This window comes from Ruegeria sp. H6, assembly GCF_056532975.1.
This window is the reverse complement of record NZ_JBQFOA010000005.1, coordinates 45,813-70,273: the sequence shown is the minus strand read 5'-3', so window position 1 is coordinate 70,273 and position 24,461 is coordinate 45,813. Positions and strand designations below refer to the sequence as shown.

The following is a 24,461-nucleotide window of genomic DNA, read 5'->3' as shown; positions in this document are numbered from 1 at the left end:
GTTGAACCGAGTCTCCTCAGGCGGTTGAGCCGAATGCATATAGCGCCGCGCGCGCGGGTGCAATCAGAGCAGCAGCGCGACGCAGAGGAAGATGAGCGGAATAAGGCCGGTGTCCCGGTTCGCCCGGAACAGTTGCAACAGCTTGGCGTTATCTTCCGTGTCTAGCCCGCGCAATTGCCAGGCCATGTGCCACCCCATCGCCCACGGCCCCACAAGCGCCACGGGCAAGGCCAGGAACGAGGCATTGGGTATGCCGGCGTCAATGATGGCCAGCCCCATCAGGGCAACCGTGCCCACAAGGAAGTATTTAAGCCACCGGGCGGTGTCCTTGCCAAAGAGGCGCGCGGTGGATTTGACGCCGATCAGCTCGTCATCCTCGGCGTCTTGATGGGCATAGATCGTGTCATAGAACAGGGTCCAGGCGATGCCCGACAGGTAGAGCGTGATTGCGGGCCATCCAACCGTGCCGCTATGCGCGGCCCAGGCCAGCAATGCACCCCAGTTAAACGCCAAACCCAGAAACGCCTGCGGCCACCAGGTAAAGCGCTTGGCATAGGGATAGATGGTTACCGGCAACAATGACAGGACACCCATCGCGATTGCCGCGCGATTGAATGTCAAGAGAATCGCAAGCGCCAGCAGACATTGCAGGATCATCCAGATCGCAGCCTGACGCACGCTGACCTGGCCAGATGGAATCGGGCGGGATCGCGTGCGCTCGACCTTTCCGTCATAGTCACGGTCGGTGATGTCATTCCACGTACACCCTGCGCCACGCATCAGAAACGCGCCAATGGCGCAGCCGACGGCAATCCACAGATCGCCCCAGCGCGGATCGCCCCCGCTGAAGATCGCTAGCGCCAGCCCCCACCAGCAGGGGAGCAGCAAAAGCCATGTTCCGATGGGCCTGTCGGCCCGGCTGAGCCTCAGATAAGGGCGGGCAAAGGCCGGGGCGTATGTGTCGACCCAGTTTCCGGTGACCGCATCGGCGACCTGACCGTCTGGTGTTGGGGCATTGCCTTGCATATGTAAGGTCTCATGAGTGCAAAGATCAGACTGTATGTAGAGCACCCTTTGGGTCCGGGGCAATCGGTAGAATTGACGCGCGATCAGGCCCATTACCTGTTCGGCGTCATGCGGCTGAGCACGGGTGGGCATGTTGCCCTGTTCAACGGGCAGGACGGCGAATGGCTAGCCGAGGTTGTGGCGGCTTCCAAGCGGGGCGGCACGCTGGCTTGCGTCGCGCAGACCAAAGTGTTGCAGCTGCCGCCTGATCTTTGGCTGCTTTTTGCGCCGATCAAAAAGGCGCGCACGGATTTCATCGTTGAAAAGGCGACAGAAATGGGCGCGGCCCGTATCCTGCCGGTTCAGACCGAATTCACCAATTCCGAACGTATCCGGCAGGACCGTCTGCAGGCGCATGCGGTAGATGCGGCGGAACAATGCGGCGGCACCTATGTGCCCGAGGTCGCCGATCTTCAACGGTTGGATCGGATACTGGATGACTGGCCCGACGGTCGCCAGTTGATGTTTTGTGATGAGGCCGAGGTTGGATCGGCCTTGCGCCTTGCCGCGACTGAAAAAGGTCAGCCATGGGCTATTCTGATCGGCCCGGAAGGCGGATTTTCTGACCGCGAACGCGCACGGCTCAGCGCGTTGCCCTATGCCCATGTGGTCAGTCTTGGCCCTCGCATTCTGCGGGCCGACACAGCTGCGGTGGCGGCCATGACGCTGTGGCAGCAGGCGCTTGGGGATTGGGTCTGATGTGGCGTTTCGCCTGTGAAAGTGACGTACCGCAGATTGAAGCGTTCCTGTACCGGCACGTGCAGAGTTCGATGTTCCCGCTCGCCAACCTGCGCGATTTTGGCTTGCACGGCCCGCATCACCGATCTCTGAACGTCTGGGTCCTGGGCGATGACCTGCGGGCGGTGTTCGCCATGACCAACGAAGGTATGGTTTTGCCGCAATGCCCGGATTGTATGGATGCCGAGCTGACCGCCGTCATCGACCTGATCCGCGGGCACAAGCTGTTTGGTATCGCGGCCGAGGCCGGGCAAGCCCGCCGCATCATGCATCTGGCCGGGTGGGAGGATCGACCCGCAACGCTCAACAGTGATGAGCCCGGTTTCAAGCTGAACCTTGACGACCTAATTGTTACAGACACAACCGGGGCCACGCTTGTGCCACTGTGTGATCTTGACCGGAAAATCTCTGAAGAGTGGCGGCAGCGGTATCTGGTTGAGGCCATGGATTTTGATCCCGACCGGGCCCGCGGGCAGGCCGCCGATGACATTGTGGCTTATATCAAGCGCGACTCGCACCGGGCGCTGGTGCTGAACGGTCAGCCCGTGGCCATGACCGGCTTCAACGCGCGCCTGCCCGGGATCGTGCAGGTTGGCGGCGTCTATACTCTGCCGGAATTGCGCGGACGCGGCTATGGAAGGCTGGCGGTTGCCATGCACCTGATGCAGGCCAAAGCGGCTGGGGTTTCACAATCTGTTCTCTTTGCCGCTTCTGATGCGGCAGCGCGTGCCTATATCGGAATCGGGTTCCGACCTGCGGGTCAGTTCTCGTTGATACTGTTCAAGAACCCGGAGGATCCGGCATGAGTTTCATTCGACCCGAAGCCAAACTGGCGCTTTGGCGCTGGCGCGAGGTGCTGGCGGCGGGCTTTGTTCTGCTTTTGGGGCTCAGCTGGATCAGCGGGCCGGGCGGATTGCTGGGTTGGTTGGGATATGTGCTGGTCGCGATTGCGATGGCCCTGGCGGTGGTTGGCGTTCAGCGCGCCCGGTTTCGTCTGGGCGCGGGTGGTCCCGGCGTCGTGACCGTGGACGAAGGCCAGATCACCTATCTGGGGCCGTTGGATGGTGGAATTGTTGCGACGCGCGAAATCGAACGTCTGGCGCTGGACCCGACATCGAACCCGGCGCACTGGGTGTTGGACCAGCCAGGGCAGCCGACGCTTCACATTCCGGTGAACGCAGAAGGGGCCGAGGCGCTGTTTGACGTGTTCTCCAGCCTGCCCGGCCTGAAAACCGAGCAAATGTTGACGGAATTAAACGGTGGCGCGGTCCTTCCGGTTGTCATTTGGGAGCGTCACCCCTCGCGGCCTGCCAATCTCAGGCTGCATTGACACCGGGCGCATTTGCGACCACCACTGGCCAATCGAGAGACACATCAGGATCGGAGCACGGGTCACATGTCCATCCCCCAGTCCGGCGGCGGACCGATCGAACGCCACGAACAACTTGCCGAGTATCTGGAATCGGGCTGCAAGCCCAAGGATGATTGGCGTATCGGGACCGAGCATGAAAAGTTCGGCTATTGCAAGGACACGCTCAAGCCGTTGCCGTTTGAAGGCAAACGCTCGATCGTCGCTGTGCTCGAAGGCCTGCGCGATCGCCACGGCTGGGCCGAGGTGCGCGAAGCGGGTCACCTGATCGGGCTTGAGAAAGACGGTGCAAATGTCAGTCTTGAACCCGGCGGCGCGCTGGAACTGTCGGGCGCTCCGCTTGAGACGATCCATGAGACCTGCGACGAGGTGAACACCCATCTGCGCGAGGTGAAGGACATCGCCGATGAGATCGGCGTGGGTTTCATCGGACTGGGCGCGGCCCCGATCTGGACCCATGACGAGATGCCGTTGATGCCCAAAGGGCGCTACCGGCTGATGAACGACTACATGGAAGAAGTCGGCACCATGGGCCGCGCCATGATGCGGCGCACATGTACCGTTCAGGTCAACATCGACTTCGGGTCCGAGGCCGACATGGTGCAGAAACTGCGCGTGGCGCTGGCTTTGCAGCCGGTGGCGACGGCCCTGTTCGCGAACTCTCCGTTCTTTGAGGGTAAGCCCAATGGCCAGAAAAGCTGGCGCAGCTATATCTGGCGGCATCTGGACGACGCGCGAACGGGCATGCTGCCCTTTGTGTTCGAAGACGGCTTTGGTTTTGAGCGTTACGTGCAATACGCGCTCGATGTGCCGATGTATTTCGTCTATCGCGACGGCCAATATATCAACGCTTTGGGCATGTCCTTCCGCGATTTCCTGCAGGGCAAGCTGCCCGCGCTGCCCGGTGAAACGCCCACCCTGTCCGATTGGGCCGACCACCTGACCACCGCCTTCCCCGAAGCTCGCATCAAGAAGTTCATGGAGATGCGCGGCGCCGATGGCGGCCCGTGGCGGCGTCTGTGCGCTCTGCCTGCGTTCTGGGTGGGCCTGACCTATGATCAGACCGCGCTGGATGCGGCATGGGATCTGGTCAAAGGCTGGGATGCCGAAACGCGCGAGGCGCTGCGGGTTGAAGCCGCCAAAGATGGTCTGCAAGCGCAGGTGGGTCACATCAACATGCACGATCTGGCGCGCGAGGTGGTGTCCATTGCCGAGGCCGGTCTTGCCGCACGCGCGCGTCCGGGCGCAGGTGGTCTGGTACAGGATGAGACGCACTTCCTGAACGCGCTCAAGGACAGTATCGAAACGGGCGCGGTTCCGGCGGATGAGTTGCTGGAACACTACAATGGCGACTGGAATGGTGACCTGACGCGGGTTTTCCCCGAATACAGCTATTGATCGCAGCCGTCCCGCTTGCATTCGCGGGGCGGGGCCGATAGCAGGTTGGCGACCAAATTCAGAGGGCGTCATGGACGATCTTAAGGCAAAATATCTGGGCCAAATCGCCGAGGCCGGTGACGAGAACGCGCTTGAGGCGATCCGTGTTGCGGCTGTGGGCAAAAAAGGCGAGGTCGCGCTGAAGATGCGCGAGCTGGGCAAGATGACGCCCGAGGAACGCCAGGTCGCTGGCCCTGCGCTGAATGCCCTGAAGGACGAGATCAACGTGGCGCTGGCCGCCAAGAAATCCGCGCTGGCCAATGCCGCGCTGGATGAGCGTCTGCGCACCGAATGGCTGGATGTTACCTTGCCGACCCGCCCGCGCCGCCAAGGCTCGATCCACCCCGTCAGCCAGGCGACTGAGGAATTGACGGCGATCTTTGCCGAACTGGGCTTTTCCGTGGCCGAAGGGCCGCGGGTCGAGACCGACTGGTATAACTTTGACGCCCTGAACATCCCCGGCCACCACCCCGCGCGGGCAGAGATGGATACGTTCTACATGCACCGCGCCGAGGGCGATAACCGTCCGCCCCATGTGCTGCGGACCCATACCTCTCCGGTGCAAATCCGGTCGATGGAGAAACAGGGCGCTCCGATCCGCGTGATCTGTCCGGGCGGTGTGTACCGTGCCGATTATGACCAGACCCACACGCCGATGTTCCATCAGGTCGAGGGGCTGGCCATCGACAAGAACATCTCGATGGCGAACCTGAAATGGGTTCTGGAAGAATTCGTGAAGGCGTTTTTCGAGGTCGACGACGTCGAACTGCGCTTCCGCGCCTCGCACTTCCCCTTCACTGAACCGTCCGCCGAGGTCGATATCCGCTGTTCCTGGGACAACGGTCAGCTGAAGATCGGCGAGGGCGACGACTGGATGGAGATTCTGGGGTCCGGCATGGTCCACCCCAAGGTGATCGCCGCTGGTGGTATTGATCCAGAGGTCTATCAGGGCTTTGCGTTCGGGATCGGCATCGACCGTCTGGCGATGTTGAAATACGGCATCCCGGATTTGCGGGCGTTCTTTGATTCCGACCTGCGCTGGCTGCGGCACTACGGGTTTGCGGCGCTGGATATGCCGAACCTGCATGGTGGTTTGAGCCGGTAGGTGTTCGGTGTGATCGCCAACTTGAATCAATATGTTGAGTGGTGTGAAACGCGCTGCAAAAACGTTCGACTATGGCAAATCTTTGGGATTTTCCTTGGGTCTGTTGCGGGTTTTTTTCTGGCCGCGTCTACAGGTTCTGAATTGGTTGTTCTTGTCTTTGTTGCATTTGTGTTTCTTCCTGCGTTCCACTTTGTGTGCATTGCTGGAAGAGTATGGGTGAAGCAAACAGCACTTCGCCAAAATCAAATGGAACAGGTGCAAAGAACCAAAAGGTTGTTAAAAGATTTCCGGAAATAGAATGTGCGGAGCAAAGGCCGATAGCGCGGCTTTGCGCATTGATCTGATGTAGGGTGGGGTTTCACCCCACCATGCCTCGGTTGCCGGGCTGAAGCCCGGCCTACGTTTGTGTGGTGAAGAAAGGTGGCGTGGAACCCCATCCTACACTGATATGTTATGTGACAGCGCGGAAAGTCTCGCTACGGTCGGGCGCATGATATATCGACTGCTTCTTTTGCTGCTGACTGCAACCCCGGCCTTGGCCATGGGGCCTTGGAAATCCGACTGCCATGGCGATACGGCCTGTGAGGTCGGCGACCGCTCGTACCATGTGTTGGAGCCCGAGGGCTGGGATGGCGAAACGCCTCTGCCGGTGCTGCTGCATTTCCACGGCTGGGCGCGGCAGGGGACTGTGGTGGTGAACCATCCGCGTATTGCCGGGGCGACCAAGCTGCGCGGAGTGCTGCTGGTGGCGCCAAACGGGTTGGGCAAAAGTTGGGATTTTTGGCGCGCGGATACGCGGGACGTGCCCTTTGCCGATACGGTGCTGGAAGACGTGGCCAAGCGCTATCCGGTTGACTCGGAACGCATTTATGTCTCGGGCTATTCCTTCGGCGGTGCGATGGCGTGGCGCTATGTCTGCCAGTCGGGCAATGATGTCGCCGCGTTGCTGGCCGTCGCGGGCAGCATTCGCCAGACCGAGGACTGCCCCGAGGCCCCACGCGAGGTGCGCCATGTGCATGGGCTGGACGATACGGTGATGGACTTTCCCTTTGGTCCCGGCGGCGACACTACGTATCCGGTGTCGCTGTGGCGTCAGAAGTACCGCTGCAACGGCGCGACCCCGCGCGGGGAGTGGAGCGTTGAGCCGTTCCTGACCCTCAGCCGCGTGGAATGGACCGATTGCGCGCAGGGGCAGGTGGTGCTGGACACCCATCCGGGTGGGCATTTCATCCCCCATGGATGGATCGGGCGGCAGTTGGACGAGCTTTTGGGCCGCACCCCCACCTATCCGTGACGCGCGGCGCTTGCACCTTGGCGCAATCTTTGCCATTGCCTGTGCCCAACGGATATTTGCCAAAAAAGGCCCCGAGCAATGAAATTCACTCTGTCCTGGCTGAAAGACCACCTCGATACGGATGCGTCGGTTGATGAGATCGCCGAGGCGCTGACCGATCTTGGGCTTGAGGTCGAAGAGATCGTAAACCCTGCGGACCGGTTGGCGGGCTTTACGCTGGGCCATGTGAAACACGCGGAAAAGCATCCTGACGCCGACAAGCTGCGGGTTTGCACGGTGGAAACCGATGAGGGCGACTTGCAGATCATCTGCGGCGCACCGAACGCGCGCGAAGGCATCACCGTCGTGGTCTGCAAGCCGGGCATGTACATTCCCGGCCTGGATATCACCATTAATGTGGGCAAGATCCGGGGTGTCGAAAGCTTTGGCATGATGGCGTCCGAGCGCGAGCTTGAGCTGTCGGACGAGCATGACGGCATTATCGAACTGCCTTCAGGTGCTGTGGGCGATCAGTTCGTGGACTGGCTGGCAGAGAATGACCCCTCGAAGGTTGATCCGATGATCGAGATAGCCATCACGCCAAACCGCCCCGATGCGCTGGGCGTGGCGGGTATCGCGCGCGATCTGGCGGCGCGGGGCTTGGGCAAGCTGAAGGTTCGGGACTATGTGCCTGTGCCGGGTGATTTCGACAGCCCGATCAAGGTGACGATTGACGAAGACACGCTGGACGGTGCGCCGCATTTTACCGGGCGTTTGATCCGGGGCGTCAAGAATGGCCCCAGTCCGCAATGGTTGCAGGATCAATTGAAGGCCATCGGCCTGCGCCCGATCTCGGCCCTCGTGGATATCACCAACTACATGACCTTTGACCACAACCGTCCGCTGCACGTGTTCGATGCCGACAAGATGCAGGGCAATCTGCGGGTGCATCGTGCCGAAGGTGGCGAAAAGCTGGTGGCGCTGGACGAAAAAGAATACACGCTGCAGCCCGGCATGATGGTGATCTCGGACGACAATGGCCCTGAGTCGATCGCCGGGATCATGGGGGGCGAAGAAACGGGCTGCACCGAAGAGACAGTGAACGTCTTTCTCGAAAGCGCGTTCTGGGATCATGTTCAGATCGCTCTGACCGGGCGCGCGCTCAAGATCAACTCGGATGCGCGGTACCGGTTCGAGCGGGGCGTTGACCCGGAATACACGCTGGAAGGACTGGAACACGCGACGCAAATGATCCTGGATATTTGCGGCGGCGAAGCCTCGACTGTGGTTGAGGCCGGCAAAGCGCCGAAACATGCGCGGGCCTATAAGCTGGATGCTGAGCGCGTTCAGTCGTTGGTTGGAATGGACATCCCGGAAAGCGAGCAGCGCCAGACCCTGACGCGCCTTGGTTTCCGTCTGGAAGGGGAGATGGCCCACGTCCCCAGCTGGCGCCCCGATATCATGGGCGAGGCTGATCTGGTGGAAGAGGTGGCTCGGATCGCGTCACTGACCAAACTCCAGGGTAAGCCTCTGCCACGCGTGACGGTTGGTATCCCGAAACCGGTGATGACCGCGGCGCAGCGTCGTCAGTCGATGGCGCGCCGGACCTGTGCGGCGCTGGGATACAATGAATGCGTATCTTATACCTTCATCGATCAGGCCTCGGCCGCTCTGTTTGGGGGAGGGGATGAGGCGACCCAACTGGAAAATCCGATCTCGTCCGAGATGAGCCATATGCGCCCCGATCTGTTGCCCGGCTTGCTGCAAGCGGCCGCGCGCAATCAGGCGCGCGGATTTGCCGATGTCGCCCTGTTCGAGGTTGGCCCGGTGTTCCATGACGGAGAGCCCGGAGATCAGAAAACTCAAATCACCGGCCTGCTGGTGGGTCGGAGCGGTCCAAAGGACGTCCACGGTGCGTCCCGTGCCGTAGACGTGTTCGATGCGAAGGCCGATGCCGAGGCGGTGCTGGCCGCAATCGGCGCGCCTGCCAAGGTTCAGATTATGCGCGATGGGGAGGCCTGGTGGCATCCGGGCCGTCACGGCAAAATCTGTTTGGGCCCCAAAAAGGTGCTGGGCGTGTTTGGGGAGCTGCATCCGCGTGTCTTGCAGGCCTTGGATATCAAGGGACCGGCGATGGCATTCACGATCTGGCCGGAAGAAGTTCCGATGCCACGTAAATCGGGCGCGACCCGTTCGGCGCTGGAGTTGCGCGATCTGCAGGCGGTCGAACGGGATTTTGCCTTTGTCGTGGACGAAAGCGTCGAGGCTCTGACGCTGGTGAACGCGGCAGCTGGTGCCGACAAAGCGTTGATCGAAGGTGTGCGTGTTTTTGATGAATTCATCGGCGGCAGCGTGGGAGAGGGCAAGAAATCTTTGGCCATCACCGTGCGTTTGCAGCCCACAGATGCGACCCTGAAAGAGAAAGACATCGAGGCAGTCAGCGCCAAGATTGTCGAGAAGGTCGCCAAGGCCACGGGTGGCACACTGCGGGGCTAAGATTGCATCCGCCTCCGGCGGGAGTATTTGGGAAAAGATGAAGGGGGCGAGTGCGCCCCTTTTACATATGGGAGCAATAGGCATGCTGAAAGTTTATCTGTCTGGTGAGATTCACACGGATTGGCGCGAGCAGATCATCGAGGGCGCGCAAGGATTGAATGTGACATTCGACAGCCCTGTAACCGATCACGGCGCCAGCGATGATTGTGGTGTGGCCATTTTGGGCGCCGAGCCGAACAAATACTGGCACGACCACAAGGGTGCGATGGTCAATGCGATCCGAACGCGGAAAGGCATCTCGGATGCCGACGTTGTCGTTGTGCGCTTTGGCGACAAATACAAGCAGTGGAACGCGGCTTTTGACGCGGGTTATGCGGCGGCTTTGGGCAAATCCATCATCGTGTTGCACGGCCCCGATCACCAGCATGCGCTGAAAGAGGTTGATGCCGCGGCGCTGGCCGTGGCGGAAGAACCGGCGCAGGTTGTGGACATCCTGCGCTATGTTCTGACCAGCGCGTTGCCGGGCTGAGTGTACGTCAGTCGCGTGGCGGGATGAGTTTGCCGCGCTGCACGGCCGGGCGATCCATGAACCGGTCGAGATAGGCGACCAGGTTCGAGAATTCGTGCCAGTCGACAACGTCCCGGGTTTCGTAAAAATCCAGCGCGTTCAGCCAGGGTGCGATGGCCATGTCGGCAATCGAATACTCGCCTGCGATCCAATCCTGGCCATCGAGCTGCGTGTTGATCACATTCAACAGGCGTTTGGCCTCGTCGACATAGCGCTGGCGCGGACGGGGGTCTTCGATCTCACGGCCTGCGAATTTGTGGAAGAACCCCAGCTGCCCCAGCATCGGTCCAAGGCCTCCCATCTGGAACATCACCCATTGTAGGATGCGGTATTTGTCAGCCTGCGACTGACCAATGAACTGTCCGGTCTTTTCACCCAGATAAAGAAGGATCGCGCCGCTTTCGAACAGTGTGAGCGGTTGTCCGCCGGGGCCATCCGGATCGATGATCGCGGGAATTTTGTTGTTCGGGTTCAAGGTAAGAAATTCGGGGCTTTTGACATCGGCATCTGCCAGAGTGACTTTGTGCGCCTCATAGGGCAGGCCGGTTTCTTCCAGCATGATCGAAACTTTGACACCATTTGGTGTGGGAAAAGAATACAGTTGCAGCAGATCAGGCGACTGTGGCGGCCACTTGGCCATGATCGGGAAAGAGTTCGTGTCCAGCATCGTAAGCTCCGTTTTCGGATATCTGTGTGTAATTTGGCGATTTGATCCGCGGATGTCAGGTCTCATTCTGTGCGTGATCGGTCAGCCGGTGTTTACCTGGGAACAGGTGCGGGGAAACCTCTGCGAATCAATCCCCTAGACCGAAACACGGATTTGCCTCACACTTTGGTCAATTCCCGCGCCACGGCCGTGGGTGTATCATTGCTGTAAAGGAGAATCCCGTGGACGAAGTTGCAACGCAGGTGGGTGCATTTGCCCCGCTGATCATGAGTGCGATCAAAGCCTTGATCGTGCTGGTTTTGGGGTGGATTGTTGCCGGGGCCATCAGTGGTCTGGTCAGACGCCGCATCAATGCCACGCCACATATCGATCCCACATTGGGAAATTTCGTTGCCAGCCTCGTCAAATGGGTGCTTTTGGCGATCGTTTTTGTGGCGGTTCTGGGCATATTCGGGATCGAGGCGACCAGCATCGTTGCAATCCTGGGTGCCGCGTCTCTGGCGATCGGTCTGGCTTTGCAGGGGACGCTCAGCGACTTGGCAGCCGGTGTGATGCTAGTAGTGTTCCGCCCCTACAAGCTGGGTCAATATGTGGATATCGGCGGAACGGCTGGAACCGTGAAGGACCTGAACCTGTTCACGACCGAGCTGGTTACCCCGGACAACGTCCAGATCATCGTGCCCAACGGTCAGGCTTGGGGGTCTGTGATCACCAACTTTTCCGCGCATGACACGCGCCGTGTCGATCTGGTGTTTGGCATCGATTATGGCGACAGTGCAGATGACGCGATGAATGTCATCCTGGACGTGGCCAAGGCCGATGCGCGTATTCACGGCGACCCGGAACCCTGGGTGCGCGTCACAAACCTGGGTGACAGCTCGGTCGATCTGACAGCACGCCTGTGGTGCGCGGCGGCGGATTATTGGGACGTCAAATTCGAGCTAACCAAAACGATCAAAGAAGCCTTTGATGCCAAGTGTATCTCGATCCCGTACCCACACTCCGTGGAAATCCACAAAGAAGGTTGAAGATACGCTCTGCATTCGCAGAGCATATGGAAAAACAAACCGGCTCAGAGCTTCTCTGGGCCGGTTTCATTTGGTGATGGCGTTCCTTTGCGGCGCAAGGCGCCGATGTCAGGAATTGCTCAGTAACCGGTGGCCTTTACGACGACACCAACGGTTGCAAACAAGATGCCCAGATCGTTGCGGAAGGTCAGGTCTTTGGCATAGGCGTTGTCAAAGTCAGCCCGGCTTGCAAATGTCGAGGCATTTCGTTCGGAAACCTGCCAGGATCCCGTGATGCCCGGGCGCAGCGAAAAGCATGCGTTTCCAGGGTACATGTCACGTTGTTCCGGCATCATCGGACGAGGGCCAACCAGGCTCATCTCTCCGATCAGGACGTTCCACAGCTGCGGCAGTTCATCCAGCGATGTCTTGCGCAGAAAATGACCAAAGGGGGTGATACGCGGATCATCCTTGAGTTTCTGGGTTGCTTCCCATTCCAGTCGCGCCAACATGTTGTGGTTGAGATGCTCTTGCAGCAAATCGTGTGCATTGGGCACCATCGTGCGCAATTTCCACATGGTGAACACCCGGCCACCTTTGCCGATCCGCCGCTGGCCATAGAACGGGTTAGAACCGTCCATTGCTACCACGGCAGCCAGTATCAGCACTACGGGCAACACGATCGGCAGGGCCAATGTGACAAAAACGATGTCGGTCACACGTTTGAACAGCTTGGGATAAATCCAGGCGGGTTTTGACTTGAAATTGTCTACTCTGGGAACGACTTCGCTCCGACTTCCCTTACCGGGGATACTCGTATCTTGAATCGTCATTGTTTTACTTTCAAACCAAAGCCAACAATTGGCCTAACCGTTAACTCACTTCTAAACACCGCCTGAATGGCGATATCTTTACATAGGTACAACAGGAAAGAGATTCCATCTTCCGACTAAGTCGGCCCCCCTCTTTCTCGATTCACGTTTACACTATTTTAACCCTTACGACAAACAGCAGTTCCACAAGACCGAACGTTTTTGGTCACATTTTGGACAAAATTGAAGTTGCCCGATGAATTGTTTCCAATACTAGTTCAACGCTGCCCGAAATTGCAGCATTGGCCTGATTAATAGTGGTGAATCAGGCCGACCAAAGCAGTGATCTGTGTCACACAGCGTGGAAATTCGAACCGATTTTGCGCCTTATTGACGGGTAAGATTCGACAAATATTCCCCGTACCCGTTTTTGGACAATGCCCGGGCGCGGTCATTTAGATCCTCGCGCGAGATCCAGCCGTTCTGAAATCCGATCTCTTCCAGGCATCCGGTTTGCAGACCCTGTCGGTCTTGCAGGGTGCGCACAAAGTTGCCCGCATCAAGCAGGCTTCCGTGGGTGCCCGTGTCCAGCCATGCATAGCCCCTGCCCATCCGCATCAGGTTCAATTGGTCCTCGGCCAAGTAAAGCTCCAGCAGGCTAGTGATCTCAAGCTCACCCCGGGCCGAAGGCCGGACGGACCGGGCCCGTTCGGGCGCCGTTCCATCCAGATAATAGAGGCCGGTGACAGCGTAATTCGACGGCGGGTTCTGCGGTTTTTCGATGATCGCACGGACGCGATCTTTCTCATCGAAATCCACAACCCCATAACGTTGTGGGTCTTTGACGTGATAGCCAAAAACGGTGGCGGCCTGGCTTGATTGGTCCGCGGCATCCAAAAGTTCGGGAAGGCCATGCCCGAAAAAGATGTTGTCTCCCAACACCATCGCGCTGGGTGATCCATTCAGATAGTCTTCGGCAATGATATAGGCCTGTGCCAAACCGTCCGGGCTGGGCTGAACCAGATAGGTCAGGGAAAGGCCCCACTGGCTGCCATCGCCTAGCGTGCGTTGAAACTGTGCTTGATCCTGCGGCGTTGTGATGATGCAGATATCGCGAATGCCGCCAAGCATCAGAACGCTCAGCGGATAATATATCATCGGCTTGTCATAAATCGGCAGAAGCTGTTTTGACACGCCCTCGGTAATCGGAAAAAGACGGGTCCCTGATCCGCCGGCAAGAATGATACCTTTACGATTGGTCACTGAAAATTACCCTTCAAGACAGTTTAGACCGCTTGGCCGATAGCATCGCCTTTTGGGCAAAATGTCAAAGCTCGGATGAGGCTGCGTGGCTTTGCGATGTCCCATATCGGGCCAGAAACATGTCCACAGCCTGACGGGCCACATCGTCTATTTCATCTTGCGTGAACGTGTTCTGAATGCCAAACGCCGCACGGTTCCAGATGCGGACCTTGCACAGTTCAGAAAGCTGCGCCGCGGCCAGTTGTACGTCGTCAATGGCCAGCTCACCCTTGCTGACGGCTTTTTCCAGATAGTCCGCCATGTGCTGCTGGCCGTTCTTTGGCCCGGCCTGATAAAAGGCGTGACCCAGTTCGGGGAACCTTTCACGCTCGGCCACGCAGATGCGAAAGACCTGTTGCGCAAAGTCGGATACCAGAAAAGCTGTCAATTGCGTGGTTGCGATGGTCAGAACCTCGCGCGCAGGTTTGGTCTCATCAATCATCGAGATGACATGATCGGCCATTCGGCTGCACTCGGTCTGGGCGACCTCCATGAACAAAAGGCGCTTGTCGGGGAAATAACTATAGAGCGTAGCTTTCGACACTCCGGCGGCCCGTGCGATGTCATCGACACTGGCGCCTTCGAACCCATCCGCCATGAACACCTCTCGTGCGCCTTGCAGAACCTGATCGAATTTCCGGCCAGTGCGCAGAATGGTTGCGGCTTGGGTCATGTCATCTCCTGGTAGTGCCTGTGGCCCAAGCCTATAAACCGAACGGTTCACTTTCAAGGATTCTCGGCATTTGCCTTGCGATTGCTACATTCGCTGGGATTTTAGAAGTTGACACAGCGCCGAGACTTGCGGGCAACAAAAACCGTGATACGACTTGGCGCATGGTCGATATCTTTCTGCGTACATTGCCCTTTTTCGCCATTATCGGTCTGGGCTACTGGGCTGGGCGCAGCCGGTTTTTTACCGAAGATGCGACATCATATCTGACCAAATTCGTTTTCTACTTTGCCCTCCCGGCCGAGCTGGTTCGGTTTGCAGCCAATCTGCCTTTTGCCGAAATCTTCAATATCCGGCTGGTGATCGGATATTTGATCGGCACGCTTGCGGTCTATGTGATGGCCACGGCGGTCGCCTATTTCCGGCGTCTCGATATCCCGACAGCCGCAGTCGAGGCGCAATGTGCCGCCATCGGTAATGTCGGCTTCATGGGTCTGCCCATGCTGGCCATCCTGTTCACCGAAGCCGCCATCGGCCCCGTTATGCTGGTGCTGGCCACCGATCTGGTTATCTTCTCGTCGCTGATTGTAATTTTGATCAATAGCGGAAGGGATGGCCGATTGACGGCTTCGACCTTCCGCCTGATCGGACTTGGGCTTTTGAAGAACCCGATGATTGTTTCGATCTCATTGGGTCTGTTGTGGTCTGCCCTGCAAGCGCCCGTCCCCGAGCCGGTAAACGACTTTCTCTCAATTCTGGGTGGGGCTGCTACACCTGGCGCGCTTTTTGCTATTGGCGCGTCGCTGGCGGGCAAGTCCGCTGAACGCGTTCAGATCGCAGCCTGGCTGAGTTTCTGCAAACTGGTCGCGCACCCGGCATTTGTTGCTGTGTCCCTGATCTGGCTGGTCCCAATCGCAGCATTCCCGGCTGCCGTCGCTATTTCTGCCGCTGCCTTGCCTGTCGCCGGAAACGTCTACATGCTGGCGGCGCATTACAACGTGGCCCCGCATCGGGCCTCGGCCGCGATCCTGCTATCGACGATGGTCAGCATCCTGACGGTACCGGTCGTAATCGCCTGGGTCAGCGCGCTGTGACCTTCACCTTTTCGAAAAATACTCCCGCCGGAGGCTCCTGCACTTTACGCCAGCGCTGCGGGTCGTTAGCCATGGCTGAAACCCAACGTAAGGAAGATGCCTGATGGAAACGCTTTCGGAAAATGCTTGTTTTGGTGGTGTGCAGGGCGTGTATCGCCATGCATCTTCGGCCTGCCAGTGTGACATGATCTTTGGCCTGTTCCTGCCGGCCGAGGCCAAGGACGGGCCAGTGCCGGTCTTGTGGTACCTGTCGGGGCTGACCTGCACGCACGAGAATGCCATGACCAAAGCCGGTGCGCAGGCCTGGGCGACCGAGCAGGGCATCGCAATTGTCTTCCCCGATACCTCGCCGCGTGGCGAAGGTGTCGCTGATCACGAGGATTATGACCTGGGTCAAGGCGCTGGCTTCTATGTCAACGCCACGCAGGAACCCTGGGCCCCGCATTTCAACATGTGGGGTTATGTCGCCGAAGAACTCCCCGCATTGCTGGTCGAAAACTTTGCTATCGACGCGAATCGGCAGGCCATCACTGGCCACTCGATGGGCGGGCATGGCGCGCTGACGCTTGCGATGAACCTGCCGGGGCGGTTTCGGTCTGTGTCGGCCTTTGCGCCGATCTCGAACCCGACCGGGGCGGACTGGGGTCGCAAGCAATTGGGCGCGTATATGGGCGATGATCAGGCGGCATGGGCCAAGCACGATGCCTCGCTGCTGATGAAGGAAAAGGGGTTTGACGGGCCGATTTTGATCGACACAGGCGCCAGCGATCAATTCATCGACCTGCTGCGCCCCGAGGCCCTGGCGCAAGCCATCGCAGAACGCCGTCAGCAGGCGATCTACCGGCTGCAGCCCGGGTATGACCATTCCTATTTCTTTGTCTCCACTTTCATGGAAGACCACATCACCTTTCACGCCGAGGCATTGTACGGAGACTGAGGCATGAGCGAATACGACTATGATCTGATCATCATCGGCTCGGGCCCCTCGGGCCGATCGGCTGCAATCCAGGCAGGCAAGCTGCAACGCCGGGTTCTGGTGATCGACCGCAAGGATCGGCTGGGCGGCGTTTCGGTTCACACCGGGACGATCCCGTCCAAAACCCTGCGGGAAACGGTTCTGAACCTGTCGGGCTGGCGTGAACGCAGTTTCTATGGCCGATCGTACCGGGTGAAGGATCAGATCCGTGCCGATGACCTCAAGGCACGTCTGCACATGACGCTGGATCACGAGGTCGATGTGCTTGAGCACCAGTTCAACCGCAACCACGTCGAAACCCTGAACGGTCTGGCGCGGTTCACGGGCCCACACGAGGTCGAGGTGGCCACCGATGCAGGTGAGACCACGTGTCTGACGGCAGCCAAATTCCTGATTGCCACCGGAACCAGGACCTATCGGCCGGACTATGTGCCCTTCAATGGCAAGACTGTTGTGGATGGCGATGATTTTCTTGAGATGGCCGAAATCCCGCGCTCACTCGTGGTGATCGGCGCGGGCGTGATCGGCGTGGAATATGCTACCATGTTCTCGGCCCTGGATGTACGTGTGACATTGATCGAGCCGCGCGACACGTTTCTGGATTTCATCGACAGCCGGTTGATCCATGAATTCACTCATCAGATCCGGGAAAATGGCGTCGACCTGCGCCTGGGGTCCGCCGTTGAAAAGATCGAAGATGCCGGTAGTCATGTCGAGGTCACGCTGGAAAATGGCCGTCATGTGCGCGCCGAGATGCTGCTGTTTGCAGCCGGTCGGATGGGTGCCACGGCGAGCTTGAACCTTGATGCGGTGGGTATCGAAACCGATCACCGCAACCGCATCACCGTAAACCGCAAGACTTATCAGACCTCGGCCCCGCATATCTACGCGACGGGTGACGTGATCGGGCATCCCTCGCTGGCGTCGACATCATTGCAGCAGGGACGCGTTGCGGCCTGTCATGCGCTTGAGACACCGACCCTGCCGGAAAGCCCTTGGTATCCCTATGGCATTTACTCGGTACCCGAGATGTCCACCTGCGGCATGTCCGAGGAAGAGTTGCAGGAACGCGGCATTCCTTATGAGGTGGGTGTCGCACGATTCCGCGAAACCTCGCGCGGGCATATCATGGGGTTGGAGCATGGGATGCTGAAGATGCTGTTCTCGCTCAAAACCCGACGGGTGCTGGGCGTGCAGATCGTGGGCGAGGGCGCGACCGAACTGATCCACATCGCGCAGGCGGTGCTGAACCTGAAAGGCACCGTGGATTATTTCGTGCAGAACACGTTCAACTATCCGACCCTGGCCGAGGCGTACAAAATCGCAGGGCTCGACGCGTTCAACCGGATGCCCATTCCGGAAGAATTCAAAGTACGCAAGAAATCAGCCGGGTCTGCCAAAACAAAGGCGAAATCCGAGTGACCACGCTCTATGTCGATGGCGATGCCTGCCCGGTGAAAGCCGAGGCCGAACGGGTCGCCACCCGCCACAAGGTGCCAATGGCACTGGTGTCAAACGGTGGGCTTCGACCCTCGGCCAATCCCCTTGTGCAGGTCGTGGTCGTCTCGGAAGGCGCGGATGAGGCGGACAAATGGATCGCCGAACGCTGCGGAGAGGGCGATGTGGTCGTGACGTCGGACATCCCGCTTGCGGCGAAATGTGTTGAGGCCGGCGCGCGGGTGCTACGCCCAAACGGCGAGGCGTTCACAGCTGCCAATATAGGGCAGCAACTGGCCATGCGAGACCTGATGGCTGACCTGCGTGCGGCAAACCCCTTGGGTGCCGGTGGCGGTGGCAAACCGTTCAGCAAGGCCGACAGATCCCGGTTTCTGGATGCATTGGAGCGGGAACTCAGAGCGGCCATAAAGGGCTGACCCTCCCGCCCGTCATCGACGCATCATAGATGCGCCTCTTCCCGTTGGGCCAGGCAGCGCGTTCCGCGCTGCGGTTGGTGCTTGCATCTTGCGGTGCAGATTGGTTCAGTCGCGACAAACTGGAAAGGGGCCGGACATGACCGTCAAAGCCGTCATTTTCGACATTGGCAACGTTCTGATCGAATGGCAGCCGGAACGCTACTATGATCAGGCGATTGGGGAAGACAGGCGGCGAGCGATGTTCGCCGAAGTGGACTTGCACGGTATGAACGATCTGGTCGATCAGGGGCATCATTTTACCGACACGATCTATGAATGGGCCGAGAAATACCCTGAATGGCGCGAAGAGATTCGCATGTGGCACGACAAGTGGATCGAGTTGGCGGCCCCGGAAATTCCGCACTCTGTGCGATTGTTGCGGGCGTTGAGAGCCAATGGCGTGCCTGTTTTCGCGCTGACCAATTTCGGTGTACAGAACTTTGACTATGCCACCACCGTCTACCCGTTCCTGAACGAGTTTGATCGCCAATATGTGTCGGGCCGGATGAAGACGGTAAAGCCGCATGTCCCGATTTATGAGATGGTTGAGGCCGATTGCGGCGTGCCCCCCGAAGCGCTGCTGTTCACCGATGATCGGTTGGAAAACATCGAAACCGCGCGTGCGCGAGGGTGGCAGACACATCATTTCCGCGATCCGCAAGACTGGGCGGATCGGCTGGTGGCCGAAGGCTTGTTGGCCGCAGAAAACGCGATCTAAGCTGCGAAACTAGACGGCGACTGGTGCGGTGCGATTTTCGCGGATCGGCAGGTGGACGATGGCGCTGAACGCTCCGATCCCGACGCCGACCCACCAGACCAGAGTGTAGTCACCGAACTGATCATACATCCGCCCGCCCAGCCAGATGCCCAGGAAACTGCCCAACTGGTGGCTGAAGAAGATAATCCCGTAAAGCGTGCCCATATAGCGCAGACCGTAGAGATGTGCGACCAATCCCGATGTCAACGGAACAGTGGCCAGCCAAAGCGACCCCATCACGAGCGAGAAGACGATCACCGTCATCGGTGTGATCGGGAACAGGATGAACAGGGCTGCAGCCAGTGTTCGACCTGTATAGACCCCTGCCAGTAGGTATTTCTTGGGATACCGGCTGCCGGCCCAGCCCGCGATCAGGGTTCCGCCGATATTGGCCAGGCCGATCAGCGAGATGGAGATGGCCCCCAACGCCGAGGTTGTGGTGACCCCCAGCGAATGCAAAACGCCGCCGGGCTGGATGGGGCCGCACAGCTCGGTCACGAAGGCGGGGAAATGCGCTGTGACGAAGCCCAGTTGGTAGCCACAGCTGAAAAACCCAATGAAGATCAACGCGTAGGACGGATCGCGAAAGGCGCGGTTCAGAATCTGCCCCATACTTTCTTGCAGTTCGGCTTTGGTGGCGGCTTGCGGTGAGCGCATGAAGGGCAATGCAAGGATGAGCGCAAGGATCGCGACGGCAAAGACTATGAAAACCTGTTGCCAGGGCAGAAAGCTTAGCAGCCATTCCGCCGTGGGTGCGCCCAGCACCTGACCAAAGCTGCCAGCGGCCGTGACCATGGCCAGCGACATGGAGCGGTTTTCATCCGATGACGCGCGGCCCACCACGGCCAGCACCACGCCGAACCCTGTGCCCGCAATGCCAAAACCCACAAGCCAGGCGTACATCTGATGCTCAAACGGTGTGACCGACCACGCCGACAGCACCATCCCAGCCGCATAGGTTATTGCACCGATTATTATGGCTCGCCTGTCGCCGATCTTTTCGGCGATAGCGCCAAAGATTGGCTGGCCGATGCCCCAGGCCAGGTTCTGGATGGCAATCGCCATCGAGAAATCGGTGCGCAGCCACCCGAACTCATCCGCAATCGGGATCTGGAACACACCAAATGAGGCGCGCACGGCAAAGCTTACGGTGATGATGATGCACGCGACTATCAGGATCGGGTTCATCAGGCGGTCATACTGGGGCATGAGTGTTCCGGTGTTCTGGTAGCGGCAAAGCTTAGCCGCATGGCCCACGGCGTCAATTCAGGAGTTTTGCGCCCTGAGTTAACCAAATTTGATGCGTTCCGGAAAACGTTGCTTTTCAAGAGCCAGACCGGGCGCTATGGCTCGGGTCATGACGGATCTGATCTCGCTTTATGAAACCCGCGTTGCGGAGGGCACGCTGACCCGGGATGACGCGCAAGAGGCGGTCTTGCCGCATTTCGAACGTATCCGCGCGGCATTGGCGCAACCGGTGAAACGGGGCTTTTTTCGCAAAGCTCCGGAACCGCCGCAGGGCCTGTACCTGTGGGGCGGTGTCGGGCGCGGCAAATCCATGCTGATGGATATGTTCGTGGAAACCCTGCAGGATATCCCGTCGCGGCGCGTTCATTTCCACGCCTTCATGCAGGAAATCCATGCCGGTCTGCACAAGGCCCGAGAGGAAGGCGCCGAAGACGCCTTGGCCCCCGTGGCGCAAAAAGTGATCGATGCGGTCCGCCTGCTGGCCTTTGATGAAATGCAGATCACCGATATCACGGATGCGATGATTGTCGGTCGCCTGTTCGATCTGTTGCATGCCGGGGGTGTCGTGGTGGTCACCACTTCGAACCGGCACCCGGACGAGTTGTACAAGGACGGGTTGAACCGTCAGCTGTTCCTTCCGTTCATTGCGCATATCAAAGAGCAGCTGCAGGTGTGGGAATTGGTCTCGCCCACCGATTATCGCCAGAACCGTCTGGAGGGATCACCTGTCTATTTCACGCCAATCGGGCCAGAGGCGCGCGCAAAGATCCGACAGGTCTGGGATGACCTCTCGGGCGGTCCGGCGGACCCGCTGACCTTGCAGGTCAAAGGGCGCGACGTTGTTCTGCCGGCGTTCAGAAACGGTATCGCGCGGGCATCCTTTTACGATCTGTGCGGACGGATGTTGGGCCCCGGCGATTACCTGGCGATTGCCGAAGCGGTCAAGGTTCTGGTGCTTGAAGATATCCCGCGCCTGTCGCGCAACAATTTCAATGAAGCCAAGCGCTTTGTCACACTGATCGATGCCCTGTACGAAGCGCGGGTTCGGCTGATCTGCTCTGCCGCGGCTGAGCCAGAAATGCTCTATGTCGAGGGCGAAGGCACCTTCGAGTTCGAACGCACGGCCTCGCGCCTGCGCGAGATGCAGGCCAAGGGCTGGGGATCTTAGGATCAGATTGAAACATGGACGCAGCCCCAAATCCTGCGGTATGGAATGTGAAACATCGTTTCAACCGGATAAGGGCGCGGGGCAGACTACATGGCAGATGACGATCAGGAAATTCATGTCGAGCTTGACCCGGATCACGAAGACCCGGTCATTCGGATAGCGAATATCATGATCCGTCAGATGGCGCGTGTGCTGTCCATTCTGATGGTTTTCGTGATTGCCTGGACGATTATCGACGCAGGTTACACCTTTGTCGCCCATCTGTTCGAAAAGCCGGTTTTCCTGATCGAAGGTGAGGATCTGCTTTTGGTTCTGGGGGCTGTGCTGTCGGTTTTGATTGCGATGGAGGTCTATACCAACGCGGCCCTCTATCTGACCTCGAACATCATCCATGTCCGGCTGGTGATCGCGACCGGCCTCATGGCCGTGGCGCGAAAGGTCATTACCTTTGATTACAAGAGCATGGATGCGGAATACATCTTTGCCTATGCCTTCATGGCACTGGCTTTGGGAATTGCCTATTGGCTGTCAGGCAAGCCCGTAGACAAAAAGAAATCGCGCTAGAGCCTATCCGTTTTCACGCAAGATATGGCCCGCCAGATAGAGCGAGCCGCAGATCAGAACCCGCGCCTGCGGATCATTGGCGATGATCTTGCCAAGCGCGTCTGAGGCGGAATTTGCGGTTTCCGCAGGCAGATCGACGCGACCCGCGGCCTCCGCGGTGTCGTCGGCGCTCAGCGTGTTTGCCTCGCCCGGAATAGAAACGGCGGTCAGCGTCCGGACCTGTTCGGCCAGCGGCGCGAGGTACCCTGTCACATCCTTGGTGTTCAACATGCCGCAGATCGCGTGTGTCGGACGTTCAGGCAGGGTGGCGAGCACATCCCGCAGGGCTTCTCCGGCGGCGGCGTTGTGACCGCCATCCAGCCACAGCTCCGCCTGTGGGGCCTGTTCGATCAAGGGGCCGGTCTTTAGGCGCTGCATTCGGGCGGGCCATTCTGCCTTGCTGACAGCGGCCTCATAGGCATCGTCACCCATCTCAAGATGACGTAGGACCGCTAGGGCTGCGCCCGCGTTCTGGATCTGGTGCGCGCCCAGCAGGTTGGGCAGCGGCAGATCGCGCAGCCCGACCTCATCCTGATAGATCAGGCGGCCGTTTTCTTGGTGCACATGCCAGTGTTGGCCATGAACGAAAAGCGGCGCGCCAAGGCGGGCGGCGGTGTATTCAATCACCTCCAACGCTTCGTCCTGTTGCGGGCCAACGATGCAGGGTATACCGGGTTTGATGATACCGGCCTTTTCGGCCGCAATCTTGCCCAGGGTGTTGCCCAGAAACTGTTCGTGGTCGATCGATACAGGCGTGATCACGGTGACAGCCGGTTGCTCGATCACATTGGTGGCGTCCAACCGGCCACCCAGACCGACTTCAAGCAGGGTGAAATCCGCCTGAGTGCGCGCAAAAGCCAGCAAGGCAGCGCAGGTGGTGATTTCGAAATAGGTGATGTTTTCACCGTCATTCGCGGCGTAGCACTCATCCAGCACCGCCGTCAGGTCGGGCTCCGAGATCAGCGCGCCCGCGAGGCGGATACGTTCGTGAAACCGGGCCAGATGCGGCGAGGTATAGGCGTGGACGCGTTTCCCCGCCCCTTCAAGCCCCGCGCGGATCATCGCCTGTGTCGATCCTTTGCCGTTTGTGCCGGCGATGTGAATGACCGGGGGCAGGCTCAGTTGGGGATTGTCCAACGCACCCAGCAGACGCCAGACGCGATCCAGGGTCAGGTCGATGATCTTAGGATGCAGCGCCATCATCCGGTCAAGGATGACGTCAGAGTTCTGCGTGCTCATTCCTCGGCCTTGGCGTCGGGCTCAGACTCCTCGGTGGTGTCTTCGGGCGTTGGCGCAGGCAGATCACCCTTGATCGCTGGCGGCTGGTTCATCAGCATCCGGGTGATCGTGATCAGCTCTTCGCGCATTTCGGTGCGTTTGGTGACGCGGTCCAGCATTCCGTGATCCAGCAGATACTCGGCACGCTGAAACCCTTCGGGCAGCTTTTCGCGGATCGTTTGTTCAATCACGCGCGGACCGGCAAAACAGATCAGCGCGTTGGGTTCCGAGATATGAACGTCGCCCAGCATCGCATAAGACGCGGTCACACCACCCGTTGTTGGGTGGGTCAGGACAACGATATAGGGCAGGTTCGCCTCTTTCAGCATCTCGACCGCCACGGTCGTGCGCGGCATCTGCATCAGGCTCAGGATGCCTTCCTGCATCCGTGCGCCACCCGCTGCGGAAAACAGGATCAGAGGGCGCTTGAGCTTCACGGCCTCTTGCGCGGCGGCGATGATCGCGTTGCCGACATACATCCCCATCGAGCCGCCCATGAAGGAAAAGTCCTGAGCCGCGGCAATGATGGGTGTGCGTCCGATCTCGCCCGAGACAACCAGCATGGCTTCTTTCTCGCCGGTCTTTTTCTGGGCCGCTTTCATTCGGTCGGGATATTTCTTTTGATCGCGGAAATGCAGCGGATCATCCTGAGGCGCCGGGACGTCGATCTCGGTAAAGATGCCGCCATCGAACAGGTGAGTGAACCGGTCCCGCGGCGTGATCGCCATGTGGTGGTCGCATTGGGTGCAGACATTCTGGTTCTCGGCCAGTTCGCGATGAAACAGCATTGTTCCGCATTCACCGCACTTGTGCCACAGGTTTTCAGGCACTTCGCGGCGCGAGAAGATCGAGTTGATCCGGGGGCGGACGTAGTTTGTGATCCAGTTCATGTCGGAACCTTGTAATTCGGCGTTG

25 protein-coding genes are annotated in these 24,461 nt (G+C 59.0%); 17 read left to right on the top strand and 8 right to left on the bottom strand.

Going from position 1 to position 24,461, the window contains the following annotated elements; all coding sequences use genetic code 11:
• Nucleotides 1-63 precede the first annotated feature (63 nt).
• Nucleotides 64-1,026 (bottom strand): 4-hydroxybenzoate octaprenyltransferase, encoded by a 963-nt coding sequence (gene ubiA, locus ACR0AG_RS11155; RefSeq protein ID WP_480838787.1) that lies wholly within the window; start codon nucleotides 1,024-1,026, stop codon nucleotides 64-66.
• A gap of 12 nt (nucleotides 1,027-1,038) precedes the next feature.
• Between ubiA and ACR0AG_RS11150 the strand changes: the two genes are divergently transcribed.
• The 9 genes from ACR0AG_RS11150 (at nucleotide 1,039) to ACR0AG_RS11110 (ending at nucleotide 10,012) form a co-directional block, all read left to right on the top strand.
• Nucleotides 1,039-1,764 carry a 16S rRNA (uracil(1498)-N(3))-methyltransferase gene (locus ACR0AG_RS11150; RefSeq protein WP_480838785.1) on the top strand — a complete coding sequence of 242 codons (726 nt, stop codon included), beginning with the start codon at nucleotides 1,039-1,041 and terminating at the stop codon, nucleotides 1,762-1,764.
• Between the two features lie 71 nt (nucleotides 1,765-1,835).
• Complete coding sequence (locus ACR0AG_RS11145; RefSeq protein ID WP_480838783.1) at nucleotides 1,836-2,609, top strand: GNAT family N-acetyltransferase; 774 nt, start codon at nucleotides 1,836-1,838, stop codon at nucleotides 2,607-2,609.
• Nucleotides 2,606-3,133 (top strand): hypothetical protein, encoded by a 528-nt coding sequence (locus tag ACR0AG_RS11140; protein ID WP_480838781.1) that lies wholly within the window; start codon nucleotides 2,606-2,608, stop codon nucleotides 3,131-3,133. The genes ACR0AG_RS11145 and ACR0AG_RS11140 overlap by 4 nt, the downstream gene beginning before the upstream one ends.
• A gap of 66 nt (nucleotides 3,134-3,199) precedes the next feature.
• Nucleotides 3,200-4,570, top strand: a complete 1,371-nt coding sequence (locus tag ACR0AG_RS11135; RefSeq protein WP_480838779.1) for a glutamate--cysteine ligase — start codon at nucleotides 3,200-3,202, stop codon at nucleotides 4,568-4,570.
• 70 nt (nucleotides 4,571-4,640) lie between these two features.
• Complete coding sequence (pheS, locus tag ACR0AG_RS11130) at nucleotides 4,641-5,714, top strand: phenylalanine--tRNA ligase subunit alpha (RefSeq protein WP_480838777.1); 1,074 nt, start codon at nucleotides 4,641-4,643, stop codon at nucleotides 5,712-5,714.
• Complete coding sequence (locus ACR0AG_RS11125; RefSeq protein ID WP_480838775.1) at nucleotides 5,715-6,011, top strand: hypothetical protein; 297 nt, start codon at nucleotides 5,715-5,717, stop codon at nucleotides 6,009-6,011.
• A 193-nt stretch (nucleotides 6,012-6,204) separates the two neighbouring features.
• Nucleotides 6,205-7,008, top strand: a complete 804-nt coding sequence (locus ACR0AG_RS11120; RefSeq protein ID WP_480838773.1) for a CE1 family esterase — start codon at nucleotides 6,205-6,207, stop codon at nucleotides 7,006-7,008.
• A 78-nt stretch (nucleotides 7,009-7,086) separates the two neighbouring features.
• Nucleotides 7,087-9,483 (top strand): phenylalanine--tRNA ligase subunit beta, encoded by a 2,397-nt coding sequence (gene pheT / locus ACR0AG_RS11115; RefSeq protein ID WP_480838771.1) that lies wholly within the window; start codon nucleotides 7,087-7,089, stop codon nucleotides 9,481-9,483.
• Nucleotides 9,484-9,565: 82 nt separating this feature from the next.
• Nucleotides 9,566-10,012: a YtoQ family protein gene (locus ACR0AG_RS11110; protein WP_480838769.1), complete on the top strand. Its 447-nt coding sequence runs from the start codon at nucleotides 9,566-9,568 to the stop codon at nucleotides 10,010-10,012.
• 7 nt (nucleotides 10,013-10,019) lie between these two features.
• Here the strand turns inward: ACR0AG_RS11110 and ACR0AG_RS11105 are convergent, their stop codons facing one another.
• The gene (locus tag ACR0AG_RS11105) at nucleotides 10,020-10,718 is read right to left on the bottom strand and encodes a glutathione S-transferase family protein (protein ID WP_480838767.1); all 699 of its coding nucleotides are present in this window, start codon (nucleotides 10,716-10,718) and stop codon (nucleotides 10,020-10,022) included.
• 221 nt (nucleotides 10,719-10,939) lie between these two features.
• Between ACR0AG_RS11105 and ACR0AG_RS11100 the strand changes: the two genes are divergently transcribed.
• On the top strand, nucleotides 10,940-11,746 hold the full coding sequence (locus tag ACR0AG_RS11100; RefSeq protein ID WP_480838765.1) for a mechanosensitive ion channel family protein: 807 nt from the start codon (nucleotides 10,940-10,942) through the stop codon (nucleotides 11,744-11,746).
• Nucleotides 11,747-11,865: 119 nt separating this feature from the next.
• Here ACR0AG_RS11100 and ACR0AG_RS11095 read toward each other — a convergent pair whose 3' ends face one another.
• The 3 genes from ACR0AG_RS11095 to ACR0AG_RS11085 all read right to left on the bottom strand — a co-directional run bounded on the left by ACR0AG_RS11095 (nucleotide 11,866) and on the right by ACR0AG_RS11085 (nucleotide 14,512).
• Nucleotides 11,866-12,558: a sugar transferase gene (locus tag ACR0AG_RS11095; RefSeq protein WP_480838763.1), complete on the bottom strand. Its 693-nt coding sequence runs from the start codon at nucleotides 12,556-12,558 to the stop codon at nucleotides 11,866-11,868.
• A gap of 366 nt (nucleotides 12,559-12,924) precedes the next feature.
• Nucleotides 12,925-13,800, bottom strand: a complete 876-nt coding sequence (gene rfbA, locus ACR0AG_RS11090; RefSeq protein WP_480838761.1) for a glucose-1-phosphate thymidylyltransferase RfbA — start codon at nucleotides 13,798-13,800, stop codon at nucleotides 12,925-12,927.
• Between the two features lie 64 nt (nucleotides 13,801-13,864).
• Nucleotides 13,865-14,512: a TetR/AcrR family transcriptional regulator gene (locus ACR0AG_RS11085; RefSeq protein WP_480838759.1), complete on the bottom strand. Its 648-nt coding sequence runs from the start codon at nucleotides 14,510-14,512 to the stop codon at nucleotides 13,865-13,867.
• Between the two features lie 161 nt (nucleotides 14,513-14,673).
• On the opposite strand from ACR0AG_RS11085, the gene ACR0AG_RS11080 reads away from it, so the two are divergent.
• The 5 genes from ACR0AG_RS11080 (at nucleotide 14,674) to ACR0AG_RS11060 (ending at nucleotide 19,210) form a co-directional block, all read left to right on the top strand.
• Complete coding sequence (locus tag ACR0AG_RS11080; protein ID WP_480838757.1) at nucleotides 14,674-15,603, top strand: AEC family transporter; 930 nt, start codon at nucleotides 14,674-14,676, stop codon at nucleotides 15,601-15,603.
• A 103-nt stretch (nucleotides 15,604-15,706) separates the two neighbouring features.
• Complete coding sequence (gene fghA, locus ACR0AG_RS11075) at nucleotides 15,707-16,540, top strand: S-formylglutathione hydrolase (RefSeq protein WP_480838755.1); 834 nt, start codon at nucleotides 15,707-15,709, stop codon at nucleotides 16,538-16,540.
• Nucleotides 16,541-16,543: 3 nt separating this feature from the next.
• A complete protein-coding gene (sthA, locus tag ACR0AG_RS11070; protein WP_480838753.1) occupies nucleotides 16,544-18,001 on the top strand; it encodes a Si-specific NAD(P)(+) transhydrogenase in 1,458 nt (485 codons plus the stop codon).
• Nucleotides 17,998-18,453 carry a YaiI/YqxD family protein gene (locus ACR0AG_RS11065; protein ID WP_480838751.1) on the top strand — a complete coding sequence of 152 codons (456 nt, stop codon included), beginning with the start codon at nucleotides 17,998-18,000 and terminating at the stop codon, nucleotides 18,451-18,453. The genes sthA and ACR0AG_RS11065 overlap by 4 nt, the downstream gene beginning before the upstream one ends.
• Before the next feature lie 136 nt (nucleotides 18,454-18,589).
• Nucleotides 18,590-19,210 carry an HAD family hydrolase gene (locus ACR0AG_RS11060; protein ID WP_480838748.1) on the top strand — a complete coding sequence of 207 codons (621 nt, stop codon included), beginning with the start codon at nucleotides 18,590-18,592 and terminating at the stop codon, nucleotides 19,208-19,210.
• A 9-nt stretch (nucleotides 19,211-19,219) separates the two neighbouring features.
• Here ACR0AG_RS11060 and ACR0AG_RS11055 read toward each other — a convergent pair whose 3' ends face one another.
• Entirely contained in the window at nucleotides 19,220-20,458 is a 1,239-nt protein-coding gene (locus tag ACR0AG_RS11055) for an MFS transporter (protein ID WP_480838746.1), read from the bottom strand.
• Between the two features lie 148 nt (nucleotides 20,459-20,606).
• Here ACR0AG_RS11055 and zapE point away from each other — a divergent pair, with 148 nt between their 5' ends.
• Both zapE and ACR0AG_RS11045 read left to right on the top strand, forming a co-directional pair.
• Entirely contained in the window at nucleotides 20,607-21,665 is a 1,059-nt protein-coding gene (gene zapE / locus ACR0AG_RS11050) for a cell division protein ZapE (RefSeq protein ID WP_480838744.1), read from the top strand.
• A 90-nt stretch (nucleotides 21,666-21,755) separates the two neighbouring features.
• A complete protein-coding gene (locus ACR0AG_RS11045) occupies nucleotides 21,756-22,229 on the top strand; it encodes a phosphate-starvation-inducible PsiE family protein (protein WP_480838742.1) in 474 nt (157 codons plus the stop codon).
• A gap of 3 nt (nucleotides 22,230-22,232) precedes the next feature.
• On the opposite strand, the gene ACR0AG_RS11040 is transcribed toward ACR0AG_RS11045, so the two are convergent.
• Both ACR0AG_RS11040 and accD read right to left on the bottom strand, forming a co-directional pair.
• Nucleotides 22,233-23,507, bottom strand: coding sequence for a bifunctional folylpolyglutamate synthase/dihydrofolate synthase (locus ACR0AG_RS11040; protein ID WP_480838740.1), 1,275 nt, complete (start codon nucleotides 23,505-23,507; stop codon nucleotides 22,233-22,235).
• Complete coding sequence (accD, locus tag ACR0AG_RS11035) at nucleotides 23,504-24,436, bottom strand: acetyl-CoA carboxylase, carboxyltransferase subunit beta (RefSeq protein WP_480838738.1); 933 nt, start codon at nucleotides 24,434-24,436, stop codon at nucleotides 23,504-23,506. Before accD ends, ACR0AG_RS11040 begins: the two co-directional genes overlap by 4 nt.
• Between the last annotated feature and the right edge of the window lie 25 nt (nucleotides 24,437-24,461).

Excerpts from the sequence above, each read along its gene's own strand:
- ubiA (WP_480838787.1), bottom strand. The coding sequence starts at position 1,026 with ATGCAAGGCAATGCCCCAACACCAGACGGTCAGGTCGCCGATGCGGTC.
- ACR0AG_RS11150 (WP_480838785.1), top strand. The coding sequence starts at position 1,039 with ATGAGTGCAAAGATCAGACTGTATGTAGAGCACCCTTTGGGTCCGGGG.
- ACR0AG_RS11145 (WP_480838783.1), top strand. The coding sequence starts at position 1,836 with ATGTTCCCGCTCGCCAACCTGCGCGATTTTGGCTTGCACGGCCCGCAT.
- ACR0AG_RS11140 (WP_480838781.1), top strand. The coding sequence starts at position 2,606 with ATGAGTTTCATTCGACCCGAAGCCAAACTGGCGCTTTGGCGCTGGCGC.
- ACR0AG_RS11135 (WP_480838779.1), top strand. The coding sequence starts at position 3,200 with ATGTCCATCCCCCAGTCCGGCGGCGGACCGATCGAACGCCACGAACAA.
- pheS (WP_480838777.1), top strand. The coding sequence starts at position 4,641 with ATGGACGATCTTAAGGCAAAATATCTGGGCCAAATCGCCGAGGCCGGT.
- ACR0AG_RS11120 (WP_480838773.1), top strand. The coding sequence starts at position 6,205 with ATGATATATCGACTGCTTCTTTTGCTGCTGACTGCAACCCCGGCCTTG.
- pheT (WP_480838771.1), top strand. The coding sequence starts at position 7,087 with ATGAAATTCACTCTGTCCTGGCTGAAAGACCACCTCGATACGGATGCG.
- ACR0AG_RS11110 (WP_480838769.1), top strand. The coding sequence starts at position 9,566 with ATGCTGAAAGTTTATCTGTCTGGTGAGATTCACACGGATTGGCGCGAG.
- ACR0AG_RS11105 (WP_480838767.1), bottom strand. The coding sequence starts at position 10,718 with ATGCTGGACACGAACTCTTTCCCGATCATGGCCAAGTGGCCGCCACAG.
- ACR0AG_RS11095 (WP_480838763.1), bottom strand. The coding sequence starts at position 12,558 with ATGACGATTCAAGATACGAGTATCCCCGGTAAGGGAAGTCGGAGCGAA.
- ACR0AG_RS11085 (WP_480838759.1), bottom strand. The coding sequence starts at position 14,512 with ATGACCCAAGCCGCAACCATTCTGCGCACTGGCCGGAAATTCGATCAG.
- ACR0AG_RS11080 (WP_480838757.1), top strand. The coding sequence starts at position 14,674 with ATGGTCGATATCTTTCTGCGTACATTGCCCTTTTTCGCCATTATCGGT.
- fghA (WP_480838755.1), top strand. The coding sequence starts at position 15,707 with ATGGAAACGCTTTCGGAAAATGCTTGTTTTGGTGGTGTGCAGGGCGTG.
- sthA (WP_480838753.1), top strand. The coding sequence starts at position 16,544 with ATGAGCGAATACGACTATGATCTGATCATCATCGGCTCGGGCCCCTCG.
- ACR0AG_RS11060 (WP_480838748.1), top strand. The coding sequence starts at position 18,590 with ATGACCGTCAAAGCCGTCATTTTCGACATTGGCAACGTTCTGATCGAA.
- ACR0AG_RS11055 (WP_480838746.1), bottom strand. The coding sequence starts at position 20,458 with ATGCCCCAGTATGACCGCCTGATGAACCCGATCCTGATAGTCGCGTGC.
- zapE (WP_480838744.1), top strand. The coding sequence starts at position 20,607 with ATGACGGATCTGATCTCGCTTTATGAAACCCGCGTTGCGGAGGGCACG.
- ACR0AG_RS11045 (WP_480838742.1), top strand. The coding sequence starts at position 21,756 with ATGGCAGATGACGATCAGGAAATTCATGTCGAGCTTGACCCGGATCAC.
- ACR0AG_RS11040 (WP_480838740.1), bottom strand. The coding sequence starts at position 23,507 with ATGAGCACGCAGAACTCTGACGTCATCCTTGACCGGATGATGGCGCTG.
- accD (WP_480838738.1), bottom strand. The coding sequence starts at position 24,436 with ATGAACTGGATCACAAACTACGTCCGCCCCCGGATCAACTCGATCTTC.